Here is a 19,876-nt window from a genome sequence, read left to right as displayed (position 1 = left end):
GCCCGGGGGCAACGGGCTCGACCGTCGCTCGTGTTCCAAGCCGTGGCATCGCCCCTTGCTCGCGACCAGATCTATTGTCACTATTGTGGTCATAGATTGAGGGAGGTCGCATGGCGCTGCCGCTGGCGGGTGTACGCGTGCTGGACGTGACGACCCTGCTGCCGGGCAACTACTGCACGTGGTTGATGGGCTCGCTGGGTGCCGACGTGATCAAGATCGAGTCGCCCGTCACCGGCGATCCGATGCGATCCGTGGGTGTCCAGGTGAACGGCCAGGGCGCGACACATCACCTCGTCAACCGGGGAAAGCGCTCCGTCGTGCTCGACCTCAAGGACGGAGCCGGCCGGGACGCGTTCCTCCGCCTCGTCGACACGGCCGATGTCGTCGTCGACTCGTTCCGACCGGGTGTCATGGACCGGTTGGGCCTGGGCCCCGATACGCTGCGTGCCCGGCGCCCCAGCCTGGTCGTGGGGTCGATCAGCGGCTTCGGTGCCGAGGGACCGCATGCCGGGCTCCCGGCCCACGACATCAACGGCCTCGCCTTCTCCGGCCACCTCGAGCGTCTCCCCCGCGAGAGCGGAACGGTGCCGTCCGCGCCGACCCTGCCCATCGCCAACCTGGTCGGCGGCAGCCTGATGCCCGCGCTCGGGTTGGTCGCGCTCGTCCTGCGAGCTCGCACGACGGGCGAGGGCGGATGGTTGGACGCGGCGTTGGCCGACGGGGCAGCGCTGCTGCCCACCGTGGAGCTCGCCGATCACCTCGCCGGTGCGGCGCTGCGGTCGGGTGGATCGGTGGAGTACGACGGCCGCCCGTTCTACCGCGTGTACGAGCTCGTCGACGGTTTCGTCGCCGTCGGTGCGGTGGAAGCGCACTACTGGGCCGCGCTGTGCGCCGCGCTCGGCCTGGACGAGTACGCCGACGCGCAGCACGACGAGACCCGCCGAGCCGACGTGGTGGCAGCCTTCTCCACGCGGTTCCGGGGACTGACCAAGTCGGCCCTGCAGCAGCTGCTGGCGGGGCGCAACACCTGCACGACGGTCGTCAACTCGTTCGCGGACCTGCTGCAGGACCCGCACGCCGTCGCCCGCGAGCTCATCCGAGAGGTCGCCGGCCTGCCCATGCACCTGCTCGCCCCGCCGTTCCGCATCGACCGGGCACGACCGGCCGAGACCACTGGCGCGCCCCGGCACGGGGAGCACACCCGCGAGGTGCTGGCCGAACTCGCGGGGCGCTCCGGCGCCAGCATCCCTGCGACGACGGGAGTACGCCCATGACCACGCAGCAGGAGCGTCCGCTGGCCCTCGTCACCGGGGCCAGCCGAGGGCTCGGCCGGGCCATCGCGGAGGCGCTCGCCGCGGACGGGTTCGACCTCGCGGTCACGGCGAGGAAGGAGTCGTCCCTCGACGACACCGCCGAGGCGGCCGAGGCGGCCGGTGCCCGGGTGGTGCCGTTCGCCGCCGACCTGGTGGACGCCGGCGTCGCCGACGCCCTCGTCGCCACCGTGGAGGACGCCGCCGGGCCATTGGCCGCGGTCATCAACAACGCCGGTGTCTACGCCTCGGGCGGCATCGCGCAGGTGAACCTGGACGCGCTTCATGAAATGATCGCGGTCAACAGCGTCGCGTCCATGCTGATCTGCAAGAACGCCGTCGAACGGATGCGCGAGCGGCGCTACGGGCGGATCGTGAACGTGTCCTCGACGACCGGGATCGTGGGGGTGCCCGGCGCCCTGGCGTACGCGATGACGAAGGCCGCCGTGGTCGCGTTGACGCGGTGCCTCGCCGTCGAGGTCGCCCGTCGGGGCATCACGGTCAACGCCGTCGCGCCCGGCATGTTCGACACCGACATGACCGATGTCTTCCGCGCGGACCCCGCTGCCGAGGAATGGTCGCTGAACCAGTCCCCGATGCGACGGTGGGGCCGGCCTCCCGAGCTGGCAGCGGCGGTGTCGTTCCTCGTCTCGCCCCGCGCCTCGTTCGTCACCGGACAGGTCGTGTCCGTCGACGGGGGTTGGCAGGCCTCGTGACCTGCGTTCGGGTCGTCGGGAAGGGGACTCCATGAGCTTCGGGCTCACGCAGGAGCAACGGGACCTGCGGGACGTGGTGCGCGCGTACGCCCGGCGGGAACTGGCGCCGGGCTACCTGGCGCGCGCGCGGGTGGCGGAGTTCCCCTGGGACTGCCAGCGCGAGCTGGGCAAGCTGGGACTGCTCGGCCTGCTCGCCGGCCCGGACTGGGGCGGGGAGGGCGAGCCGGATTTCACGGCCCCGGGCCTGGCGATGGAGGAACTGGCCTACGCCGACTTCAACATCGCGAACTGCATGCTGCCGCCGCTGATCATCACCTCGATCCTGCGCGAGCACGCGTCGGAGTCGATGCTGCAGGAGTGGATGCCCGGGCTCGTGGCGGGCGACACGATGGTCGCTCTGGGCCTGACCGAGCCCGGCTCGGGATCCGACGCCGGGGCCATGCGCACCACTGCGGAGCGGACCGCGACGGGCTGGCGGCTCAACGGGGAGAAGACCTCGATCACGGCCATTCCGTTCGCCCAGGCCGCGGTGATCTTCGCCCGCACCGATCCGGCCCTCGGCGCCGGTGGTGTGTCGGCCTTCATGGTGCGGATGGATCACCGGGGTGTGCGGACCGGTGCGATCGAGGACCCGGGCTGGCTCCCCGTCGGGCGCGGGACCATCGCCATGACCGACGTCGACGTCGACGGCGACGCGCTCATCGGGAACGTCGGCGACGGGTTCCGCACGGTCATGCGCAACTTCGACTTCACCCGGCCGCTGCTGGCGCTCACGGCGATCGGAGCAGCGCAGGCCACTCTGGACGAGACGGTGGAGCACGTCCGGTCGCGCGCCGCGTTCGGATCGCCGCTCGCGCGGTTCGAGGGCATCTCCTTCCCCCTCGCCGAGCACGCCACGCACCTCGATCTCGCCCGCATGATCTGCTACCGGGCGCTCGCCAAGCGCACCGCGGGCGAGCCGCACACGGCGGACGCCGCGATGGCCAAGTGGGTCGGTCCGCTCTACTCCTCCCAGGCGATCCACGACTGCCTGCTGCAGTTCGGGCACTACGGCTACTCCTGCGAGTACCCGCACGAGCAGCGCCTGCGCGACGTGCTGGCCGTCGAGATCGCGGACGGCACCGCCCAGGTCCAGAAGATCATCATCGCTCGCGAGCTCTTCGGCCGGGACTTCCTGCCGTACCCGCGAGATGGACGGTGAACGCCGCGGGCGACCGGAGCCCGCGCCGTCGAGCAAGGCACCGACATCGGAAGGCGCAGATCGTGGAAGAACTGGTGCTGCGGGAGCAGCGGGGAGGGGTCCTGCGGCTGACGCTGAACCGCCCGGACCAGATGAACTCGCTGAACACGGAGCTCGTGGCCGGTCTGGCGGACGCGGTCACCGACGCCCGTCGGGACGTCTCCGTGCGGGTCGTGCACATCACGGGCGCAGGTCGTGCGTTCTGCGCAGGCGCGGACCTGGTGGAGGCCCGTACGGTGACGGCGACCGCGGACAGGTTCCGTCGCTGGGTGGCCGCATGGCACCGGGCGTTCGCGACGTTCGAGGACTGCCCCAAGCCGATCGTCGCCCTCGTCAACGGCCTCGCGCTGGCCGGCGGACTCGAACTGGCGCTCGCGTGCGACTACATCGTGGCGCGGCGCTCGGCGCGGATCGGCGACGTCCACGCGAACTTCGGGCTGGTGCCCGGGGGCGGGGGCAGCCAGCGACTGCCCGATGCCGTCGGATCCCGGGTGGCGCGCTGGTTGATGTACACCGGCGAGATCCTGACCGCCGACCGCGCCGCGGAGGTGGGGCTCGTGCAGGAGGTGCTCGCCGACGACGAGTTCGACGAGAGCGCCTGGGCGGCGGGGGAGAAGATGGCCGGACGCAGCCAGCCCGGGCTGGCGTTCATGAAGCGGATGAGCCGACCGGCCCTCGACGTGCGCGGCCTGGAGCTCGAGCTCGAGGCCGCGGCCGGCCTCGTCGTCGGCGAGGACGCGCGCGAGGGACTCGCCGCCTTCGCCGAGAAGCGGTCCCCGAAGTTCGCCGCCGTGGTCGACGATCCGCTGTGACGTCGTTCCGGCAGCCGGAACGTCGGGAGAGGTCGGCTTCCCGACGTGTGATGGTGCGGTCCCCGTACCCGTCGGCAGCGCCGACGCAACGAAACCGAGGAACGGAATGAGGGGTCGACATGGCGACACCGGGTGAGCAGGCGCTCGAGGGAAAGGTCGCGTTCATCTCCGGGGCTGCTCGGGGGCAGGGCCGGTCGCACGCGGTCCGCCTGGCCCGCGCCGGTGCCCGGATCATCGGGTTCGACCTGGTCCGCCAGATCGACACGGTGCCGTTCGCGATGTCCACCCCCGACGACCTCGCCGAGTCCGCCCGCCGGGTGAAGGAGGCGGGCAGCGAGATGGTCGCCGTCGAGGGCGACGTCCGCGACCAGGAGGAGGTGGACGCGGCGCTGCGGGCCGGCTTGGACAGGTTCGGCAGGGTGGACATCGTGCTCGGCAACGCCGGGATCCTCCACGACTACAAGCGGACCTGGCTGCTCGACGAGGACGAGTTCCGCAACGTCATCGACGTGAACGTCGTGGGGGTGTGGCACACCGTCAAGGCCGCGGTGCCGATCATGATCGAGCAGGGTGACGGCGGCAGCATCGTGCTCACCGGCTCGGCAGCCTCGGTCAGCGGCATCACCAACCTGGGCGGTTACGTCGCATCGAAGCACGCCGTGCTCGGGATCGTCCGCACCCTGGCGAAGGAGCTCGGTCGCCACCAGATCCGGGTGAACGCGATCATGCCTGGCAACTGCAACACCCCCATGTTCGACAACGAGGGCATTCGCAAGCTCTACGTGCCCGGCGACCCGGAGCCCTCGGACGAGGAGTTCTTCAAGCGGGCCGCAGCGATGACCCCGATGCGCAACCCCTACGTGGAGCCGGGGGACGTCTCGGAGGCGATCGCCTGGCTCGTCTCTCCTGCCGGCCGGTACGTCACCGGCGTCGCGTTGCCGGTGGACGGCGGTACGGTCGTGCCCTGATCGGCCCGCGCTGCTCACTGCACCGGCGAGGAGGTGCCGCGAGCGCTGTCGACTCGCTAGGGTGGCCGGGCCGAAGGGAACCGGAGAACAAGCATGGGGCCCACGGACAACGTGCAGCGGAACCCCGCTCCCGAGGCACCGTCGATCCTGTCGAAGGCCTTCGACATCCTGCGTGCGTTCGATTCGGCGAACCGGGTCATGACCCTCTCCGAGATCGCACGTGCGTCCGGGTTGCCGAAGTCGACCGTGCACCGGCTGCTGGGCCGGCTCGTCGAGCTCGACGTGGTCGAGCACCATGGGCCAGCCGAGTACAAGATCGGTCTCAGCATGCTGCGGATCGGTGCGGTCAGCCCGGCCGTCAGCCTGCGGGACCAGGCCGTGCCCGCTCTGCACGCGCTGAACCGGTGGACCGGCTACGCGGTCCAGCTGGCGGTCCTGCGGCAGTTCGACGTCGTCTTCCTCGACAAGCTGGAGGGGGTCGGGCACCCTTCGCCGCCCATCGCGATCGGCGCGCGGGTGCCGGCGCACTGCGTCGCTGTGGGCAAGGCCTTGTTGGCCCACGAGGAGCTCGACGACCTCGCGCTCTTCCTCCCGTCGCGGCTGTCCGCGCTGACCGAGAGATCGCAGACCTCCGCCACCGAGTTCGTCCGCGCCCTGCGCGAGGTCCGGCGGGACGGCATCGCACTCGAGGTCGAGGAGTACCACCTGGGCTTCTCGGGACTCGGTGCCGCGATCATCGTCAACGGATACGCAGTGGGAGCGCTCTCCGTCGCCTTCCCGAGTGATGCGCCGGCCGAGCCGAACACCTCCCGCGCCGTTCGCGAGACGGCGGCCGCCCTCGCCCGGGACCTCCGCCTCGGTCTCACCCCGGACCGGTTGCGGTGGATGTCCGGCCTGGCCCAGCGCTGGCCCGGGTCCGCCGCGACCACCGGCGAGTAGCTTCTCGGCGTCCGTCTCGGGTCGCGGAACGACCCGTTCTCGACGCCCGGCGCTTCTGCGACGCTGGGGCCGATCTCGCGTGATGCGCGCCCAGCCCACCACGAAGAACCCGGATCTCACGCAGCCGTGAGCGGCGGCAGGCCGTTCCACCACGCAACCCGCCGAGGGCGACGTCCCCGGCAGGTCGGTGCTGGGCGTCCGGGGAACGATGGAGTGAAGGAGAGCCGTGAACGGACCGTTGCAGGGCGTGAAGGTCGTCGAGCTGGGGATCTGGGTGGCCGCTCCGGCGGCCGGCTCGATGCTGGCGGACTGGGGTGCTGACGTCATCAAGATCGAGTCACCCGGAGGTGACCCGCTCCGGGCGGCCAGCGCCGCGGTGCTGCAACCCGATGCCGAGGTGAACCCGCACTTCGGACCGGACAATCGGGGCAAGCGCAGCGCCGTCCTGGATCTCCGGTCCGACGAGGGGCGCGCCGGCATGCTGGCGCTGCTCGACGCCGCGGACGTCTTCGTCACCAACGTGCGCCTCGCCGGGCTGGCGCGACTCGGTCTCGATCCCGAGTCCGTTCGTGCGCGCAACCCGCGCCTGGTCTACGCCGTCATCACGGCGTACGGGATGACCGGGCCCGACGCCGGGGCCGGCGGATTCGATCTCGGTGCGTTCTGGGCCCGCGGCGGGGTCGCCGGTCTGTTGACCGTGCCGGGGCAGGCCCCGCCCATCCAGCGCACCGCCATGGGCGACCACCAGACCGCAGTCACCGCCGCCGCGATGATCAGCGCAGCACTGTTCGAGAGGGAACGGACCGGTGCGGGGCAGTTGGTGTCCACGTCCCTCCTGCGTGTTGCCGCCTACCACATCGCCGCGGACCTCAACACGAAGCTCATGCGCGACGACGACCCCGAGTTCCCGCAGCGGGAGTCCCTGTTCAACCCACTGTGGAACAACTACGCCACCGCCGACGGCCGCCGGCTGTGGCTGATCAACCCGGCGCCCGACCGGGCGTGGCCGATCCTCGCCAAGCTGCTGGACCGGACCGACTGGCTGGACGACCCGCGCTACGTGAGCCAGGCAGCACGCACCGAGCACTGCCGGGAGCTGATCGGCGAGCTGGACGAGATCTTCGCCCGCCGCGATCTGGCCCACTGGACAAGGCTGTTGACCACCGAACCGGACCTGCTCTGGGCTCCCGTCAACACAGTCGACGACATCCTCGCCGATCCGCAGGCCACGGCAGCCGGCGCCTTCGTCGAGGTCGAGGAGACCTACGGGGTCGTCCGGCAGGTCTCCACGCCTGTCGACTTCCACGAAAGCCCCGGCCGGCCCCTCGTCGGTGCTCCTGGGGTAGGGCAGCACACCGCGGACGTGCTCGCCGCGCTCGCCGAGCAGCCCGGAGCCTGGCCTGCACGGGACCAGGAGCGCTGAGCTACCGGTCCCGATCGGAAGCCGACCTCAGTTGTTCGCGACGACGTCGCGCACCGCGCGGCTGAACTCCTGGGCTGCTCGATCATGGCCCAGCGCCCGCACCGCCTCAGCAGCAGCCGGACGGCGGCCACCTGCTTGACCAAGCGGATGCTGCTCTGACGGGACGACGCGGTCGTCGCGGCCGTGCACCGACAGCATCGGCACCGCGATCTCGCGGATCCGTCGACGGCGAGCACCAGGTACCTCTCGGCCAGCGCCTCGATGTTGTTCTTGACGTTGCTCCAGCCCGTCGCGCCGGGCCCGCTCCCGTGCAGGAGGACGACGGGGTGGCCCGAGCCGGCCTCGGTGGATGCGATACGGCCGGAGGTCGCGAACCGACTCGCGGACTGCGGAATGATCGGACTTGTCCAGCCTGGACAGGATCGGCTATGTGGGGCTCCGATGTCCCCCCGGCTCCAGCAGCAGTGCTTGCTCCCGCGCAACGCGTCCGGGAAGGTCCTGCGCAGGAGGCTGCGCGGGTGGGTGACGCCGGCTGACCGGGGCGGTCTGCCATGCGCGAGGGCCCGTCGGCGAGATCCGCCGACGGGGCCTCCGACACGCGGAGACCGCGACCAGCGGGCCGTTCAGCTCACTCCTCGGGCCAGGTCCCGGGCCGCGGTGCGGCCGAAGATCAGCGCCTTGCCCAGTGCCGTGCCGCTGAGGTAGCCCGCCCCGTGGAAACCGCCCACCACCTCGCCGGCGGCGTAGAGGCCCTCGATCGGCTCGCCGAAGACGGTCAGAACGCGCAGTCGCGCGTCGACCCGGATCCCGCAGTAGGTCGTGGTGAGGCCGTTGCCGCAGGGGAAGGCGTAGTAGGGGCCCGTGTCGAGCGGCGCCAGACCCGACAGCGGGCGGCCGAAGTCCGGATCGCTCCCGTCCGCGACGTGCCGGTTGTAGTCGTCGACCGTGGAGACGAGCACCTCAGGGACGACGTCCAGCAGCTTCGCCAGGTCCTCGACGGTGTCCGCAGCGCGGACGGTGCCGTCGTCGAGCCCGCTGCGCCAGTTGAGCGGCTGCGGCTCGACCACGGAGCGGTCCATGACCTTCTGGTCGAAGACCATGATCCCCACCCCGTCGGGCTGGTTGCGACACACCTCGGAGACGCGCTTGTAGTTCCACGACTCGTCGACGAAGCGCCTGCCCTCACGGTTCACCACGATCGCCCCGGCCATGGTCGGGTACAGCAGTCGCGGCCGGTCGTCCGGGTGCGGGGACACGTCGGGGTAGTGCGCCAGCGAGGCCCCGAAGGATGCCGACACCCAGGCCATGTCCCGGAGCCCGGCGCCGAGCGCCCAGGCCATCCGCAGCCCGTCGCCGGTGCTGCCGGGGCCGCTCATCGGCACGGCGCCGGCCCAGGACGGGGCGAAGGTCTCCAACAGCTCCGCGTCGCGGCCGAACCCGCCGGAGGCGAGCACCACTCCGCGACGCGCGGTGACGGTGTGCCGCGACCCCGCCCGTTCCACCTCGACGCCGACGACCCGCCCGCTCGGGTCGGTGTGCAGCCGGCGGGCGGCCGTCTCGGTGCGCACGGCATCAGGCTGCAGGTGCCGGAGTCGGTCCAGCAGGAACGGGACGAGGTAGCCGCGGGTGGTGGAGTGCAGGCGGCGCCGCGCGTCGCCGGGGTTGCTCACGAGCGTCCACTCGACCCCGCACTCCTCCAGCCACCGCGCCGCTTCCGCCTGGTTGGCGATGTAGGCCTCGACGGCCTCGGGGTCGTTACGACCTTGGCCAGCGGCCAGGATGTCGGCCCGCAGCTGCTCCGGGTCGTCGTCCACGCCTTCGCGCTCCTGCAGGGGCGTTCCGGCGAGGATCATCCCGCCTCCCGACAGGACGGACGAGCCGCCCGGCGACGCGCACTTCTCGAGCACCGCGACAGTGCAACCCGCCTCGGCGGCCGTCACCGCAGCCGCCGCTCCCGCCAGCCCGGCGCCGACCACGACGACGTCGACACCGTCCGGCATGCCGGACGCGCTCACGCCGATGCTCCGGATCGAACGGGCGCTGCGCCCGTGGGTCGGGGACTGCGGTACGGCTCGACGGCGTTCCCGGTCGCGGTCGACGCCAGCGCCCGGGGATCGGTGGGCGGGCGGTCGCCCCGCCACACCACGTGCAGGTCGGGCCGCACCAGCAGCAGCCCGCAGCCGTACACGTCCCGGGCGTGCGGGTCGTCCGTCGAGACGACCTCGAACGGGGCTCCGCGCTCGGCGAAGGCTGCCGCGAGCGACGACGTGTCGGCGGCGCCGGTGAGATCGAGGAGGGTGAAGCCGCGGCCGAGGACGTCCTGGACCGCTCGGCCGTCTGCCAACCAGAGGTGGGGGATGCGGACACCGGGACGGGTGTGCGGCACGTAGTGCCTGATCGGCCATTCTCGCGGGTTGTCGGGCTCCTCGGCGACCAGCGGCGATCCGGCGTAGGTGTACCCCAGCTCGGCTCCCAGCATCTCGTGCACGCGGCGCTGCTCGACCTCGGCGAGTTCGGCGACGACTGCACGGGCGGCCGCGCCCTCGGGCCCGTCGTCGTTGATCTCGGGCGGGCAGGCGTCGCGCCACATCATCATCCCCGCGGCCGCCCAGCCGGAGGCTTCGACGTTGCGTGCCCCCACCGGTCGCCGCTCGGTCTCGTAGGAGTCCAGCACGGCGGGCCCACCCCACCCCGCCAGGGCCGCGGCGAGCTTCCAGCTCAGGTCGAGTCCGTCGCCGACACCGGTGTTCATGCCCAGCCCGCCGGTGGGGATCACCAGGTGCGCGGCGTCGCCGGCGATGTACACCCGACCGTCGCGGTAGCGCTCGGCGAGGAGCAGGTGCAGCTTCCACTCGAGGCAGGAGAGGATCTCGACGTCGACCGTCCGCCCGAGCTCGCCGCCGATCCGTGACCGCACCTCTGCCTCGAGGTCGGCGTCTGCCGGCAGGACGGCGTTGAGGGTGAAGTGGCGCCTGCTGCCCTGCACGACGAAGGTCGCGTTCTCCGGGCCGGTGAGGTAGTAGTGCCGGCCCTGCCCGATGGGGATGGCCTCGTAGAGACCCTCGGAACGGAAGGAGATCTGGCGCAGCTCGGAGAGCCCGCCCTGGCCGGCGAGGGCGATGCCGAGGCGGCGTCTCACCGTGCTGCGGCCGCCGTCGCACCCGGCCAGGTACCGGCAGCGCACGCCGTGCTCCGCACCGTCGAGGTCGCGGATCTGCACGTTCACCCCGTCGGCGTCCTGCTCGAAGCCGATGAGCTCGTGGCTGAAGTGCACAGTCACGTTCGGGGTCGTGCGTGCCACCTCGAGCAGGAGCGGCTCGAGGTCGTTCTGGGACACGAGCTGGTAGGGCTCCAGTGGTTCGGATCCGTCCGCGCACTCGGCGATCAGGGCCCGGTGCTCGGCGACGGACGGATAGCGCAGGCGCACGAGCTCGGGGTCGGAGAGGGTCCTCGCCACGAAGACGTCCATCGACGCCTCGGGCGGGTAGCCGAGGGATCGCACGCGTCCGGCGATGCCCAGGCGGCGGTACATCTCCATCGTCCTGGCGTTGGACCGGTCCATCTTCGGGTACGGCTTGGTCCCGGGATCACGCTCCAGCAGCACGGTGCGCACACCGCGCAGGCCGAGGTCGATGGCGAGCGCGAAGCCGGTCGGACCGGCCCCGACCACGACGACGTCTGCGTCGGCAGGCACGAGGGAGGGGGTTGTGGTCACGGGGCAAGGTTTACCTGTGCACGGCCGGCGACCAACTGCCCGTCCCGGCGGGCGGAACCGGTGATCGACCCGCGCGGGCCGGTCCTGCGGTGGCCGGACGATGTCGTCGGGCCCGTCCTGCAGGGCGAACAGGTCGGCATCCGTGCTTCCACTCCAGTAGCTCGGCGACGGCGATCAACGCCTCGAAGGGGCAGATCCCCGCGCAGGCGCCCTGCCCGGACGAGGCCGGGTTCTGGGGGCCGGAACCTCGATGCGAACGCCTGCGGCGCGGCGGCGCGGGCATCGTGTGGTCCCGGTGGCTGGAACACATGGTTCCCGCCGTCGTGCGGACTGCTCAGTGTCGTACGGGTCACATGGAGGTGCGGCGGCCGTCGGGGGTGGGCGCCCGAGGACGGGAGCGGACATGTTGGTCAGCGCAGACCGAATGGCGGAACGGTCCGGCGGCGCAGGGGTGGCTCTGGCCGAGGTGGCGCTGAGCGCCTCGTCGGCGTCGAAGACACTCGCGTTGCTCGCGGCGATGGCGGAGTCTGCGCAACCGCAGTTCGGGGTCACGCAGCTCGGCGAGATGATCGGAGTGCCCAAGAGCACTGCGCATCGCCTGCTCAAGGCGCTGGAGGCCGGCGGTTTCGTGGACCGGGTCGGGGTCAAGTACCGGGTCGGCTCCTTGTTCTTCCGCTTGAGCGAGGTGGCTCGGTGGTCGGAGTACGGCGAGCTCCGTGAGGTCGCGTGCCGGCCGCTCGCGTGGCTGTTCGAGCGGTCCCAGGCGGTCGCGGTGCACCTGGCGGTGCTGTGCGGGAGCAACGTGCTGTACCTGGACAAGATCTGCAAGCCGGCGGGGACCCGGCTGCCGTCGCGGGTGGGTGGCCGGTTCCCGGCGACGTGCACCGCGCTGGGGAAGGCCATGCTCGCCCACTCCGATCCGGCGGTCGTCGCGTCCGTTCTCGACGAGCCGCTCGCCCGCGCCACCCCTCGCTCGGTCACTGGGCCCGGGCGACTCGCCACGCAGCTCGCTGAGATCAAGCGCCTCGGTTACGCCACCGAGGCGGAGGAGGCCTGCCACGGGATGGTGTGCGTGGCCGCGCCCGTCCTCATCGACGGCACGGCGCGGGCTGCGGTCTCGCTGTCCGTGCCCAGCGTCGTGTCAGGAGGCATCGACGGACGCCTCGGGTCCTATGGAGCGCAGGCCATCGAGGCGGCCACCCGGATCGCCAGGCTCCTTCCCGACCCCTCGTGGCACGAACTGCCGCGCGCCGCCGTCTCGTGACGTCGACCGGGTCCCGGGGCGGCCCAGGCGCATCGCTCTGCGCGGGTCCTCCTGGCGGCCGACGCCGCCTCCATGATCACCGGTTCCAGTGCCACGGTCGATGGCGGGGCGACCGCGAAGTACTGGTCATGGCATCCCGATCTGCGATGACGGAGATCGCCCGGCCCTGGTTCCGGCGGCTGAGACGGGGCCTTCGCAGCGCGGCCGACCTCCTCGACACTCGAACGACCACGACTGAACGAGGAGGCGCGCGATGACACGCTCGGACCCGGCGGGCGCGACGACGGCAGAGCGGGTCTTCGCTTGCACGGTGGACGCGCTGGAGCCGGGAACGTCCATGACCCTGCACCGCGCCGAGCCGATTGCGGTCCACCGCACCGAGGACGGCGAGTTCCACGCGACCGCCGACACGTGCAGCCACGAGAAGTGGTCGCTCGGGGAGGATGCCGATCTCGAGGGGAACGAGGTGATCTGTCCCCTGCACATGGCGCGGTTCGACGTCCGGACGGGGGCGGCGTTGTGCCTCCCGGCGACGATCGCGCTGCGCACCTACCCGCTGGAGATCGAGGGCGACAGTGTCTACGTGCTGCTGTGAGTCGGCCGCGGCCCCCGGCTGGGGCGCGGCGGTGGAACCGTGAGCGCGGAGCCCGTCACGCCGATGTCCGAGGAGGCGGTGAGGGACCCGATCCGGGTGGCCGCACTGCGGCTCTCGGAGGCCGCGCGCACCCGCACGCCGTGCGCGCCGGTGCGCGACATCCTGCCGGACACCTCCCTGGAGACCGCGTACGCGGTGCAGGACCTCCTGACGGAGGAGGCGCTCGACCACGGCGCCCGGATCGTCGGCCGGAAGATCGGGCTGACCTCGCCGGCGGTCCAGCAGCAGTTGGGCGTGGACCAGCCGGACTTCGGGTTCCTGTTCACCTCCATGCGCTGCTCCGAAGACGAGCCGATCGACTTCGGCCGGCTGCTCCAGCCCCGCATCGAGGCCGAGATCGCATTCCGGCTCGGAGCAGATCTCGATCTGGCCGAGCCGACGCTCGCTCAGGTCCGGGCGGCCGTCGCGACGATGAGCCCGGCCTTGGAGATCGTCGATTCGCGGATCGCGGGCTGGGACATCACCTTCGCCGACACGGTGGCCGACAACGCCTCCAGCGGTCTGTTCGTGATCGGCGCCCAGGCCGTCCCACTCAGCGACGTCGACCTGCGGCCACTGGAGATGCGGCTGACGGACGGCGCCGGGTCGGTGGTGAGCCGGGGCCGCGGCGCGGACTGCCTCGGTGACCCCGTGGCCGCACTGGCGTGGCTCGCCCGGGCGGCCCACGCGGTCCGCTCGCCCCTGATGGCGGGGGACATCGTGCTGTCCGGGGCTCTGGGGCAGATGGTCCCCGTCAGCCCGGGCGGGCGCTACACCGCCGAGATCGGCGGACTGGGAACAGTGCAGGCGGCCTTCACCAGGACCTGATCACCGGGCGCGGAGGCCGATCTGTTCCCGGACGAGGCGGTTCTCCTTGCGGAGCAGGGACCGTGCGGCGTCGCGATCGGTGACGGTTTCGCGCAGCCACTCGATCCGCGCGTCGAGCCGACCGGTCGCGGCCGAGTGGAAGAGCAGGTCCTTCCGTTCGGCCGACGCCGGGGACACCTGGTCGCAGAAGACGGCCCGACGCTCCTGCGCGGCGCGCTCCAGCAGCACCGGATCTGCACCGTCGAGGACCCGGGGGAGGTGCTCGACGACGCTCGCGGCGTCGAACAGGCCGGTCGCCATTCCGAGGCCGGACGTCGGATTGGTCAGGTGCGCGGCGTCGCCGACCAGCAGCGCCCGTCCGAGGCAGAAGGTCTCGACCACGCGCTCGTGCATCCGGTAGGCCGACCAGTCGACGACGAGCGGATCCGCACCGTCGGGCAGGATCGCCTCGAACACGTCCGCCATCCGGGCGTCGACCGTCTCCTCGGGCAGCGTACGGAGTTCGGGGTAGGCGAACCGCCAGCGTGTGGGGACCCCGGGGCCGGCCTGGATCAGGTTGGCCACGGCGGGCTGGAGGGCACCGAGCCACGACTGGTAGGGCGGGCCGCCGAGCTCGGCGAGATCGAACCCGATCGTGGTGGACACCAGTCGCTCCGGCCAGGTGTGGCCCGCCAGGCCCAGCCCGAGTGACTGACGGACGCGGCTACCGGCCCCGTCCGCCCCGACGATCCAGCCCGCCCGCACCTGGTCCGGTCCCTCCGCTCCGTCGAGCTCGACGGTGACACCGCCAGCATCCTGGGCGAGGCCCGTCACCGCCGTGCCGCGGACGAACCGCGCCGACGGATGCGCGGCCAGCGCTCCGACGAGGTGCGCGACGATCACGTCGCGCTGGACCGTCAAGTGGTACGGGTGCTCGATCTCGTCTGCCAGGACCTCGAGGTCGAGCGTGAAGCGCAGATCCCGCTCGGGCACCACGAACGCCCACCGGGCAGACGTGGTCCCGGCGGCCACGAGCTCGTCGAGCACATCCAACCCGGCGAACACCGGGAGGACCGACCAGTGGTAGACCGCGTCCGCGGTGCCCATCGGGGCGACGGCCGCATCGTCGTAGACCGTGACCTCCACACCGGCCCGGGCCAGGCCCAGCGCCGTCGTGAGGCCGACCACGCCCCCGCCCGCGACGACCACTCCTGTTTCCCGCACGCCCCCACCTCCCAGACCGCTCCGCGTGCCGTACCGACGTGATCGGCCGCGCGGGACGACTGCCGCCACGGTAGGTGCTGGTGCCGTCGTCGTCAGTGTGCGGGTCCGGCCACCGGAACCAGCGCCTCGGCGGGCGCGCCGACCGGCAGTCCCGGGGGACGGAACGCGGTGTTGTCGAGAGACATCCTGGGCGCCACCGTGTCCCCGCACAGCGGATGTTGACCGCTGCGGCGAGGAGGAGCGATGACGAACCTGGACTGGCCCGAAGAGCTCGCCGAGTTGGCAGGCCTGGCCCGCGAGGTCGGGCTGCAGGTGCTGGGACCCGCGGCTCGCGAGGCCGAGGCCGGTGGGGTCCCGCCGCAGGTGTGGGACACCGTCTTCGGCACCGGCCTCACGACCCCGATCGCCGAGGCACTCGGCGGCGGCGGTGTGTTGTCGGCGCTCGAGGAGGTCGTTGCGGCCGAGAACCTGGCCCACGGCGACCCCGGCATCGCGCTTGCCGCTCTCCGCAGCGGGGCCGCGGCGCTCCTCGTCGGTGCGCACGGAACGACGGAGCAGCGGGAGACCCTGCGCAGCGTCGACGCCGCCTGGCGGGGCAGCGTGGCGATCTACGAGGGGTTCGGGCGCAGCCCGCGCGAGTACGAGACGACCGTTGCGGTCCACGCGGACGGGATCCGCGTCCGTGGTCGCAAGGAGAGCGTGGCGTTCGCGAGCCAGGCGGCCGACATCGTCGTGGTCGGGAACGATCCGGACGGGGGTGGCCTGCGCGCGGTGCTCGTTGCCGGGGACGCCCCTGGCGTCGCGGTCATCCCGGACCCGCCCGGACTGGCCCTCGGTGCCGTCCCGACCGCGACGCTCGAGTTGGACGTGACCGTGCCCGTCACGGCGTTGGTCGGCGGCGGGGATGCCGAGCCGGCGGCGCTGGCGTGCTCGGTCGAGCGGATCCGGCTCGTGCCCGCTGCGGTGCTGGTGGGCTGCGCGCAGCGGGCCATCGAGTACGCCGCCGACTACGCGAAGGATCGGGTAGCGTTCGGCCGGCCGATCGTCGGCTTCCAGGGGGTCTCGTTCCTGCTCTCCGAGGCCGTCATGCGGCTGTCGGCCGCACGGCACTCCATCCACGACGCCGCATCCCGGCTGGACGCCGGCGACGACACCACATCGGAGCTGGTGAGCGAGGCGGTCAGCTGCGCTGCCGAGGCAGCGACCCAGTCCACCCGCGACGCGGTCCAGGTGCTGGGCGGGCACGGGTTCATCAAGGACCACCCGGTCGAGCTGTGGTACCGCTCGGCAGCTGCGCTGGCGGTCTGCGACTTCGACCTCCTGCGGTCGGCCTTCCAGCCTGCGCTCTAGGGAGGCCCACCGCGTCGGCCGCGCCCGTTCCCGTCAGGACGTAGCGGGGTCGACAGTCGGGGTCGGGCACGCCGTCCCGATCAACCCCTCGCGTCACCGTCGATCTGAGAGGTACTCCGTGTCCGTTCCCGAGAGTGTGGCCGCCGAGCCGAGTCCCGCGGAGACCCCGGTGGCGTCCCCGACCCAGCGGCGGCGGGCGTTCCTGTCCGCGTTCCTGGGCAGCACCATCGAGTTCTACGACTTCATCATCTACGCGACGGCGGCCACGTTGGTCTTCGCGCCGGTCTTCTTCAAGGGGATGCCGCCGTCGGTGGGGATCATCGCCTCGTTCGGCACCTTGGCGGTGGGCTACTTCGCCCGGCCGATCGGCGGGATCCTCTTCGGTCACTGGGGGGACAGGTTCAGCCGGAAGAACTCGCTGATCGCGACGCTGGTGCTCATGGGCGTGGCGACCATCCTGATCGGGCTGTTGCCCACGCCCGCGGAGATCGGTGTGTGGGCGCCGGTGCTCCTGGTCGTGCTGCGGGTCGTCCAGGGCCTCGCGGTCGGGGGCGAGTGGGCGGGTTCGGTCCTGCTGTCGGTGGAGTCGGCCCGCCCGGACCGTCGGGGGCTCTCCGGCAGTGCGACGGCGATGGGCTCCGGTGCGGGCTTCCTCGTGGGAACCGGAGCGTTCTCGTTGCTGGCCGGGTTGCCCCAGGAACAGTTCCTGTCGTGGGGGTGGCGGATCCCGTTCCTGGCCAGCCTGGTGCTGCTGGTTCTCGGGTTGTGGATGCGGACGAAGCTGGAGGCGTCGCCGGCGGAGCAGATCGCGCGCGCGGAGGGGGAGGTCGCTTCGGTCCCGGTGGCCGAGCTGGTCCGGTCGCACTGGAAGCGCACGCTGCTCGCGGTGGGCATCTACGTCGGCCCGTTCACGATCTACTCGATCTTCTCGACGTTCGCCATCACCTTCGCAACGACATTCTCGGGGGTGCCCCGGCAGGCGATGCTGAACATCCTGATCGCGGTGTCGGTCATCAATCTGGCGTTGATGCCCCTCTACGGGCGGCTGTCTGACCGCTTCGGGCGCCGGAAGATCTACGTGCCGGCGGTCGTGGCGATGTTGGGGACGTCGTTCCTGCTGTTCCCGGCGATCCAGACCGGCAACGTCTGGCTGATCGCCCTGTTCTACATCGTGCAGGGGTGTCTGCTCTACGGCGCGGTGCTGGGCACGGTCGGTGCGCTGTACTCCGAGCTCTTCCCCACGAAGGTGCGGTTCACCGGCACTGCGGTGGCCTACCAGGGTGCGGCGATGCTCGGTGGAGCGCTGGGGCCGCTGCTGACGGCGGTGATCGGTGCCGACGGCCAGGGCGTGGTCGCGATGGGTCTGTTCATGGCGGCCACCGTCGCGATCAGTGTCGTGTCCCTGATCTTCCTGCGGGAGACCAAGGACCGGGACCTGGTCGCGCTCTGAGGGCGCGCAGCGCGGAGCGACCATGGGAACAGGAACTGAGCGGTGCGGTTGCCGTCGTGACCGGCGGCGCCCGGGGCATCGGGCGAGCGTGCGCGCTGCGGCTCGCCGACCTCGGAGCGTGGGTCGCTTCGGGGCGTCGAGCAGGTGACCACCCACTCGACAGCGGTGAACATCTCGCGACGGTGAGGCGCGGCCGGTGGTGAAGTCGCGGCCGAGTAGATCGGGCACCCATTGATCCGCTGGCTGCGCCACGGTCGTGCGCACCCGGCGGCAGCGCCGACAGCCGGCGATACCGTGCGCGCGCAGCACCCGCGCGACGCGCTTGTGGTCGACCCGCGCACCGGGCTGGACGCCGTCGTTGAGTTCGGCGGTGATCCGTGGCGCGCCGCAGGTGCTGTCCTGGTCGTGGACGGCTCGGAGTGGCAGCGGCCCCGTAGGGCTGGCTCGGCGTCCGCAGCCGCTCCGGCCTCCTGGCCGGTGCACCCGCCAGGAGAGGCCGGTGGTGGACCGCCGGGCACCGCGCCGCAGACCGGCGCGGCTGCGTCTTCACGAACCAGGGCGCCCGGCGGTCTGCGGTTCAGGTGGCGGCGGCGACCTCGGACCGGCGACCGTCGACCTCGACGTGGTCGTCGTCACCGTCACTGTCGTCCTGGAGGATGTCGCCGCCGTGCTCGAGAACCTCCTCGGTGTGCTTGTAGCCGGTGGTCAGCTCGTAGGCGAGGGTCTGCTCGTCGACGGCCTTCTCCCACTTCGCGACGACGAGGCTGGCCACGATGTTGCTCATCGTGCTGGTGAGGGCCCGGGCCTCGGACATGAACCGGTCGATGCCGACGATCAGGGCGACGCCGGCGACGGGCAGGCTCGGGAACACCGTGAGCGTGGCGACCAGGGCGACGAATCCGCTGCCGGTGACGCCGGCGGCGCCCTTGGACGTCAGCAGCATCAGTCCGAGCATCGCCGCGATCTGCCCGAATGACAGCGTGATGTCACAGGCCTGGGCGATGAACAGTGACGCCAGCGTCAGGTAGATCGCCGTGCCGTCGAGGTTGAACGAGTAGCCGGTGGGCAGGACCAGGCCGGCGACACCGCGCCTGCAGCCCAGCCGTTCGAGCTTCATCAGCACCCGCGGCAGGACCGGCTCGCTCGACGAGGTGCCCAGCACGATCAGCAGCTCCTCCCGGAAGTAGCGCAGCACCTGCCACAGGCGCAGGCCGTGGGTCCGGGCGAGGATCCCCAGTACGACGATCACGAAGAATGCGCAGGCGATGTAGAACGTCGCGATCAGCAGGCCGAGCGAACCGATCGACTTGAGGCCGTACTTGCCGACCGTGAACGCCATCGCGCCGAACGCGCCGACCGGGGCGAGGCGCATCAGGTAGCCGAAGACTGCGAACAGCAGGTGCGAGAAGCTGTTGATGCCGTTGAGAACAGCCAGACCGGCCCGGCCGATCTTGCTCAGCCCGAATCCGCAGAGCACCGCGAGCAGGAGCACCGGGAGCACCTGCCCTTCGCTGAACGCACCGAAGAAGGTCTCCGGGACGATGTGCAGGATGAATTCTGCGAAGGAGTCCGGCGGCGCCCCCTTGGTCGCGGTGGCGGCCGCCGAGGCGTCGAGGTGCGCCGGGTCGATGTGCATGCCGTGGCCAGGCTGGATCAGCAGCACGGCGGCGAGGCCGATGACCAGGGACAGGATCGTCAGGACGTAGAACAGTCCCAGCGACTTGCCGAGCGTCCGCCCGATCTTGCGCGAGTCGGTCAGCGACGTGATGCCCGTGACGATGGTGCAGAAGACGATCGGGGCGATCATCATCTTCACGACGCGCACGAACAGATCGCCGACGACCTTGAGTCCGGCCCCGAAATCGGGGAAGAAGAACCCCACCGCGATGCCGAGTGCGACACCGATCAGCACTTGCACGTAAAGCAGTTTCAACGCTTTCTTGAGCATGGCGAGTGTCTCCCTTGACGACGCGGCCGAGTGCGTGAGCCGAAGTTCTTTTCAGAATGACGGGGCGGTGGTGTCA

General features: G+C 71.4%; 17 protein-coding genes and 1 pseudogene. 12 read left to right on the top strand and 6 right to left on the bottom strand.

The window, feature by feature from the left end:
* The first annotated feature begins 110 nt into the window (after positions 1 to 110).
* The 7 genes from ACQEVB_RS29745 to ACQEVB_RS29715 all read left to right on the top strand — a co-directional run bounded on the left by ACQEVB_RS29745 (position 111) and on the right by ACQEVB_RS29715 (position 7,408).
* Complete coding sequence (locus tag ACQEVB_RS29745; RefSeq protein ID WP_432978340.1) at positions 111 to 1,274, top strand: CaiB/BaiF CoA transferase family protein; 1,164 nt, start codon at positions 111 to 113, stop codon at positions 1,272 to 1,274.
* Positions 1,271 to 2,026, top strand: coding sequence for an SDR family NAD(P)-dependent oxidoreductase (locus ACQEVB_RS29740; protein ID WP_432978337.1), 756 nt, complete (start codon positions 1,271 to 1,273; stop codon positions 2,024 to 2,026). Before ACQEVB_RS29745 ends, ACQEVB_RS29740 begins: the two co-directional genes overlap by 4 nt.
* Before the next feature lie 31 nt (positions 2,027 to 2,057).
* Complete coding sequence (locus tag ACQEVB_RS29735) at positions 2,058 to 3,227, top strand: acyl-CoA dehydrogenase family protein (protein WP_432978334.1); 1,170 nt, start codon at positions 2,058 to 2,060, stop codon at positions 3,225 to 3,227.
* 62 nt (positions 3,228 to 3,289) lie between these two features.
* Positions 3,290 to 4,078 carry an enoyl-CoA hydratase/isomerase family protein gene (locus tag ACQEVB_RS29730; protein ID WP_432978331.1) on the top strand — a complete coding sequence of 263 codons (789 nt, stop codon included), beginning with the start codon at positions 3,290 to 3,292 and terminating at the stop codon, positions 4,076 to 4,078.
* 119 nt (positions 4,079 to 4,197) lie between these two features.
* A complete protein-coding gene (locus ACQEVB_RS29725; RefSeq protein ID WP_432978328.1) occupies positions 4,198 to 5,046 on the top strand; it encodes a mycofactocin-coupled SDR family oxidoreductase in 849 nt (282 codons plus the stop codon).
* A 93-nt stretch (positions 5,047 to 5,139) separates the two neighbouring features.
* The gene (locus ACQEVB_RS29720; protein WP_432978326.1) at positions 5,140 to 5,985 is read left to right on the top strand and encodes an IclR family transcriptional regulator; all 846 of its coding nucleotides are present in this window, start codon (positions 5,140 to 5,142) and stop codon (positions 5,983 to 5,985) included.
* 226 nt (positions 5,986 to 6,211) lie between these two features.
* Positions 6,212 to 7,408, top strand: coding sequence for a CaiB/BaiF CoA transferase family protein (locus ACQEVB_RS29715; RefSeq protein ID WP_432978323.1), 1,197 nt, complete (start codon positions 6,212 to 6,214; stop codon positions 7,406 to 7,408).
* A gap of 27 nt (positions 7,409 to 7,435) precedes the next feature.
* Here ACQEVB_RS29715 and ACQEVB_RS29710 read toward each other — a convergent pair whose 3' ends face one another.
* The 3 genes from ACQEVB_RS29710 to ACQEVB_RS29700 form a co-directional block, all read right to left on the bottom strand.
* Positions 7,436 to 7,612 carry a hypothetical protein gene (locus ACQEVB_RS29710; protein WP_432978320.1) on the bottom strand — a complete coding sequence of 59 codons (177 nt, stop codon included), beginning with the start codon at positions 7,610 to 7,612 and terminating at the stop codon, positions 7,436 to 7,438.
* A 419-nt stretch (positions 7,613 to 8,031) separates the two neighbouring features.
* The gene (locus tag ACQEVB_RS29705) at positions 8,032 to 9,423 is read right to left on the bottom strand and encodes an FAD-dependent oxidoreductase (RefSeq protein WP_432978318.1); all 1,392 of its coding nucleotides are present in this window, start codon (positions 9,421 to 9,423) and stop codon (positions 8,032 to 8,034) included.
* On the bottom strand, positions 9,420 to 11,123 hold the full coding sequence (locus ACQEVB_RS29700; RefSeq protein ID WP_432978315.1) for an FAD-dependent monooxygenase: 1,704 nt from the start codon (positions 11,121 to 11,123) through the stop codon (positions 9,420 to 9,422). Before ACQEVB_RS29700 ends, ACQEVB_RS29705 begins: the two co-directional genes overlap by 4 nt.
* A 424-nt stretch (positions 11,124 to 11,547) precedes the next feature.
* Here ACQEVB_RS29700 and ACQEVB_RS29695 point away from each other — a divergent pair, with 424 nt between their 5' ends.
* The 3 genes from ACQEVB_RS29695 (at position 11,548) to ACQEVB_RS29685 (ending at position 13,849) form a co-directional block, all read left to right on the top strand.
* Positions 11,548 to 12,387, top strand: coding sequence for an IclR family transcriptional regulator (locus tag ACQEVB_RS29695; protein WP_432978312.1), 840 nt, complete (start codon positions 11,548 to 11,550; stop codon positions 12,385 to 12,387).
* Positions 12,388 to 12,640: 253 nt separating this feature from the next.
* On the top strand, positions 12,641 to 12,982 hold the full coding sequence (locus tag ACQEVB_RS29690; RefSeq protein ID WP_432978309.1) for a non-heme iron oxygenase ferredoxin subunit: 342 nt from the start codon (positions 12,641 to 12,643) through the stop codon (positions 12,980 to 12,982).
* A gap of 39 nt (positions 12,983 to 13,021) precedes the next feature.
* Positions 13,022 to 13,849, top strand: coding sequence for a 2-keto-4-pentenoate hydratase (locus ACQEVB_RS29685; RefSeq protein WP_432978306.1), 828 nt, complete (start codon positions 13,022 to 13,024; stop codon positions 13,847 to 13,849).
* Here ACQEVB_RS29685 and ACQEVB_RS29680 read toward each other — a convergent pair whose 3' ends face one another.
* A complete protein-coding gene (locus ACQEVB_RS29680; protein WP_432978303.1) occupies positions 13,850 to 15,052 on the bottom strand; it encodes an FAD-dependent oxidoreductase in 1,203 nt (400 codons plus the stop codon).
* Between the two features lie 243 nt (positions 15,053 to 15,295).
* On the opposite strand from ACQEVB_RS29680, the gene ACQEVB_RS29675 reads away from it, so the two are divergent.
* The gene (locus tag ACQEVB_RS29675; protein WP_432978300.1) at positions 15,296 to 16,402 is read left to right on the top strand and encodes an acyl-CoA dehydrogenase family protein; all 1,107 of its coding nucleotides are present in this window, start codon (positions 15,296 to 15,298) and stop codon (positions 16,400 to 16,402) included.
* A gap of 169 nt (positions 16,403 to 16,571) precedes the next feature.
* The gene (locus ACQEVB_RS29670; RefSeq protein WP_432978297.1) at positions 16,572 to 17,852 is read left to right on the top strand and encodes an MFS transporter; all 1,281 of its coding nucleotides are present in this window, start codon (positions 16,572 to 16,574) and stop codon (positions 17,850 to 17,852) included.
* A 189-nt stretch (positions 17,853 to 18,041) separates the two neighbouring features.
* On the opposite strand, the pseudogene ACQEVB_RS29665 reads toward ACQEVB_RS29670, so the two are convergent.
* A pseudogene (locus ACQEVB_RS29665) lies at positions 18,042 to 18,272 on the bottom strand (IS3 family transposase); the annotation flags it as partial.
* Positions 18,273 to 18,429: 157 nt separating this feature from the next.
* Positions 18,430 to 19,800: a C4-dicarboxylate transporter DctA gene (gene dctA, locus ACQEVB_RS29660; RefSeq protein ID WP_432978294.1), complete on the bottom strand. Its 1,371-nt coding sequence runs from the start codon at positions 19,798 to 19,800 to the stop codon at positions 18,430 to 18,432.
* Positions 19,801 to 19,876 lie beyond the last annotated feature (76 nt).

It is taken from the genome of Pseudonocardia sp. CA-107938 (genome assembly GCF_050936315.1).
In the GTDB taxonomy this organism is placed as follows: Bacteria; Actinomycetota; Actinomycetes; order Mycobacteriales; family Pseudonocardiaceae; genus Pseudonocardia.
This window is presented reverse-complemented; position numbering and strand designations above follow the sequence as displayed.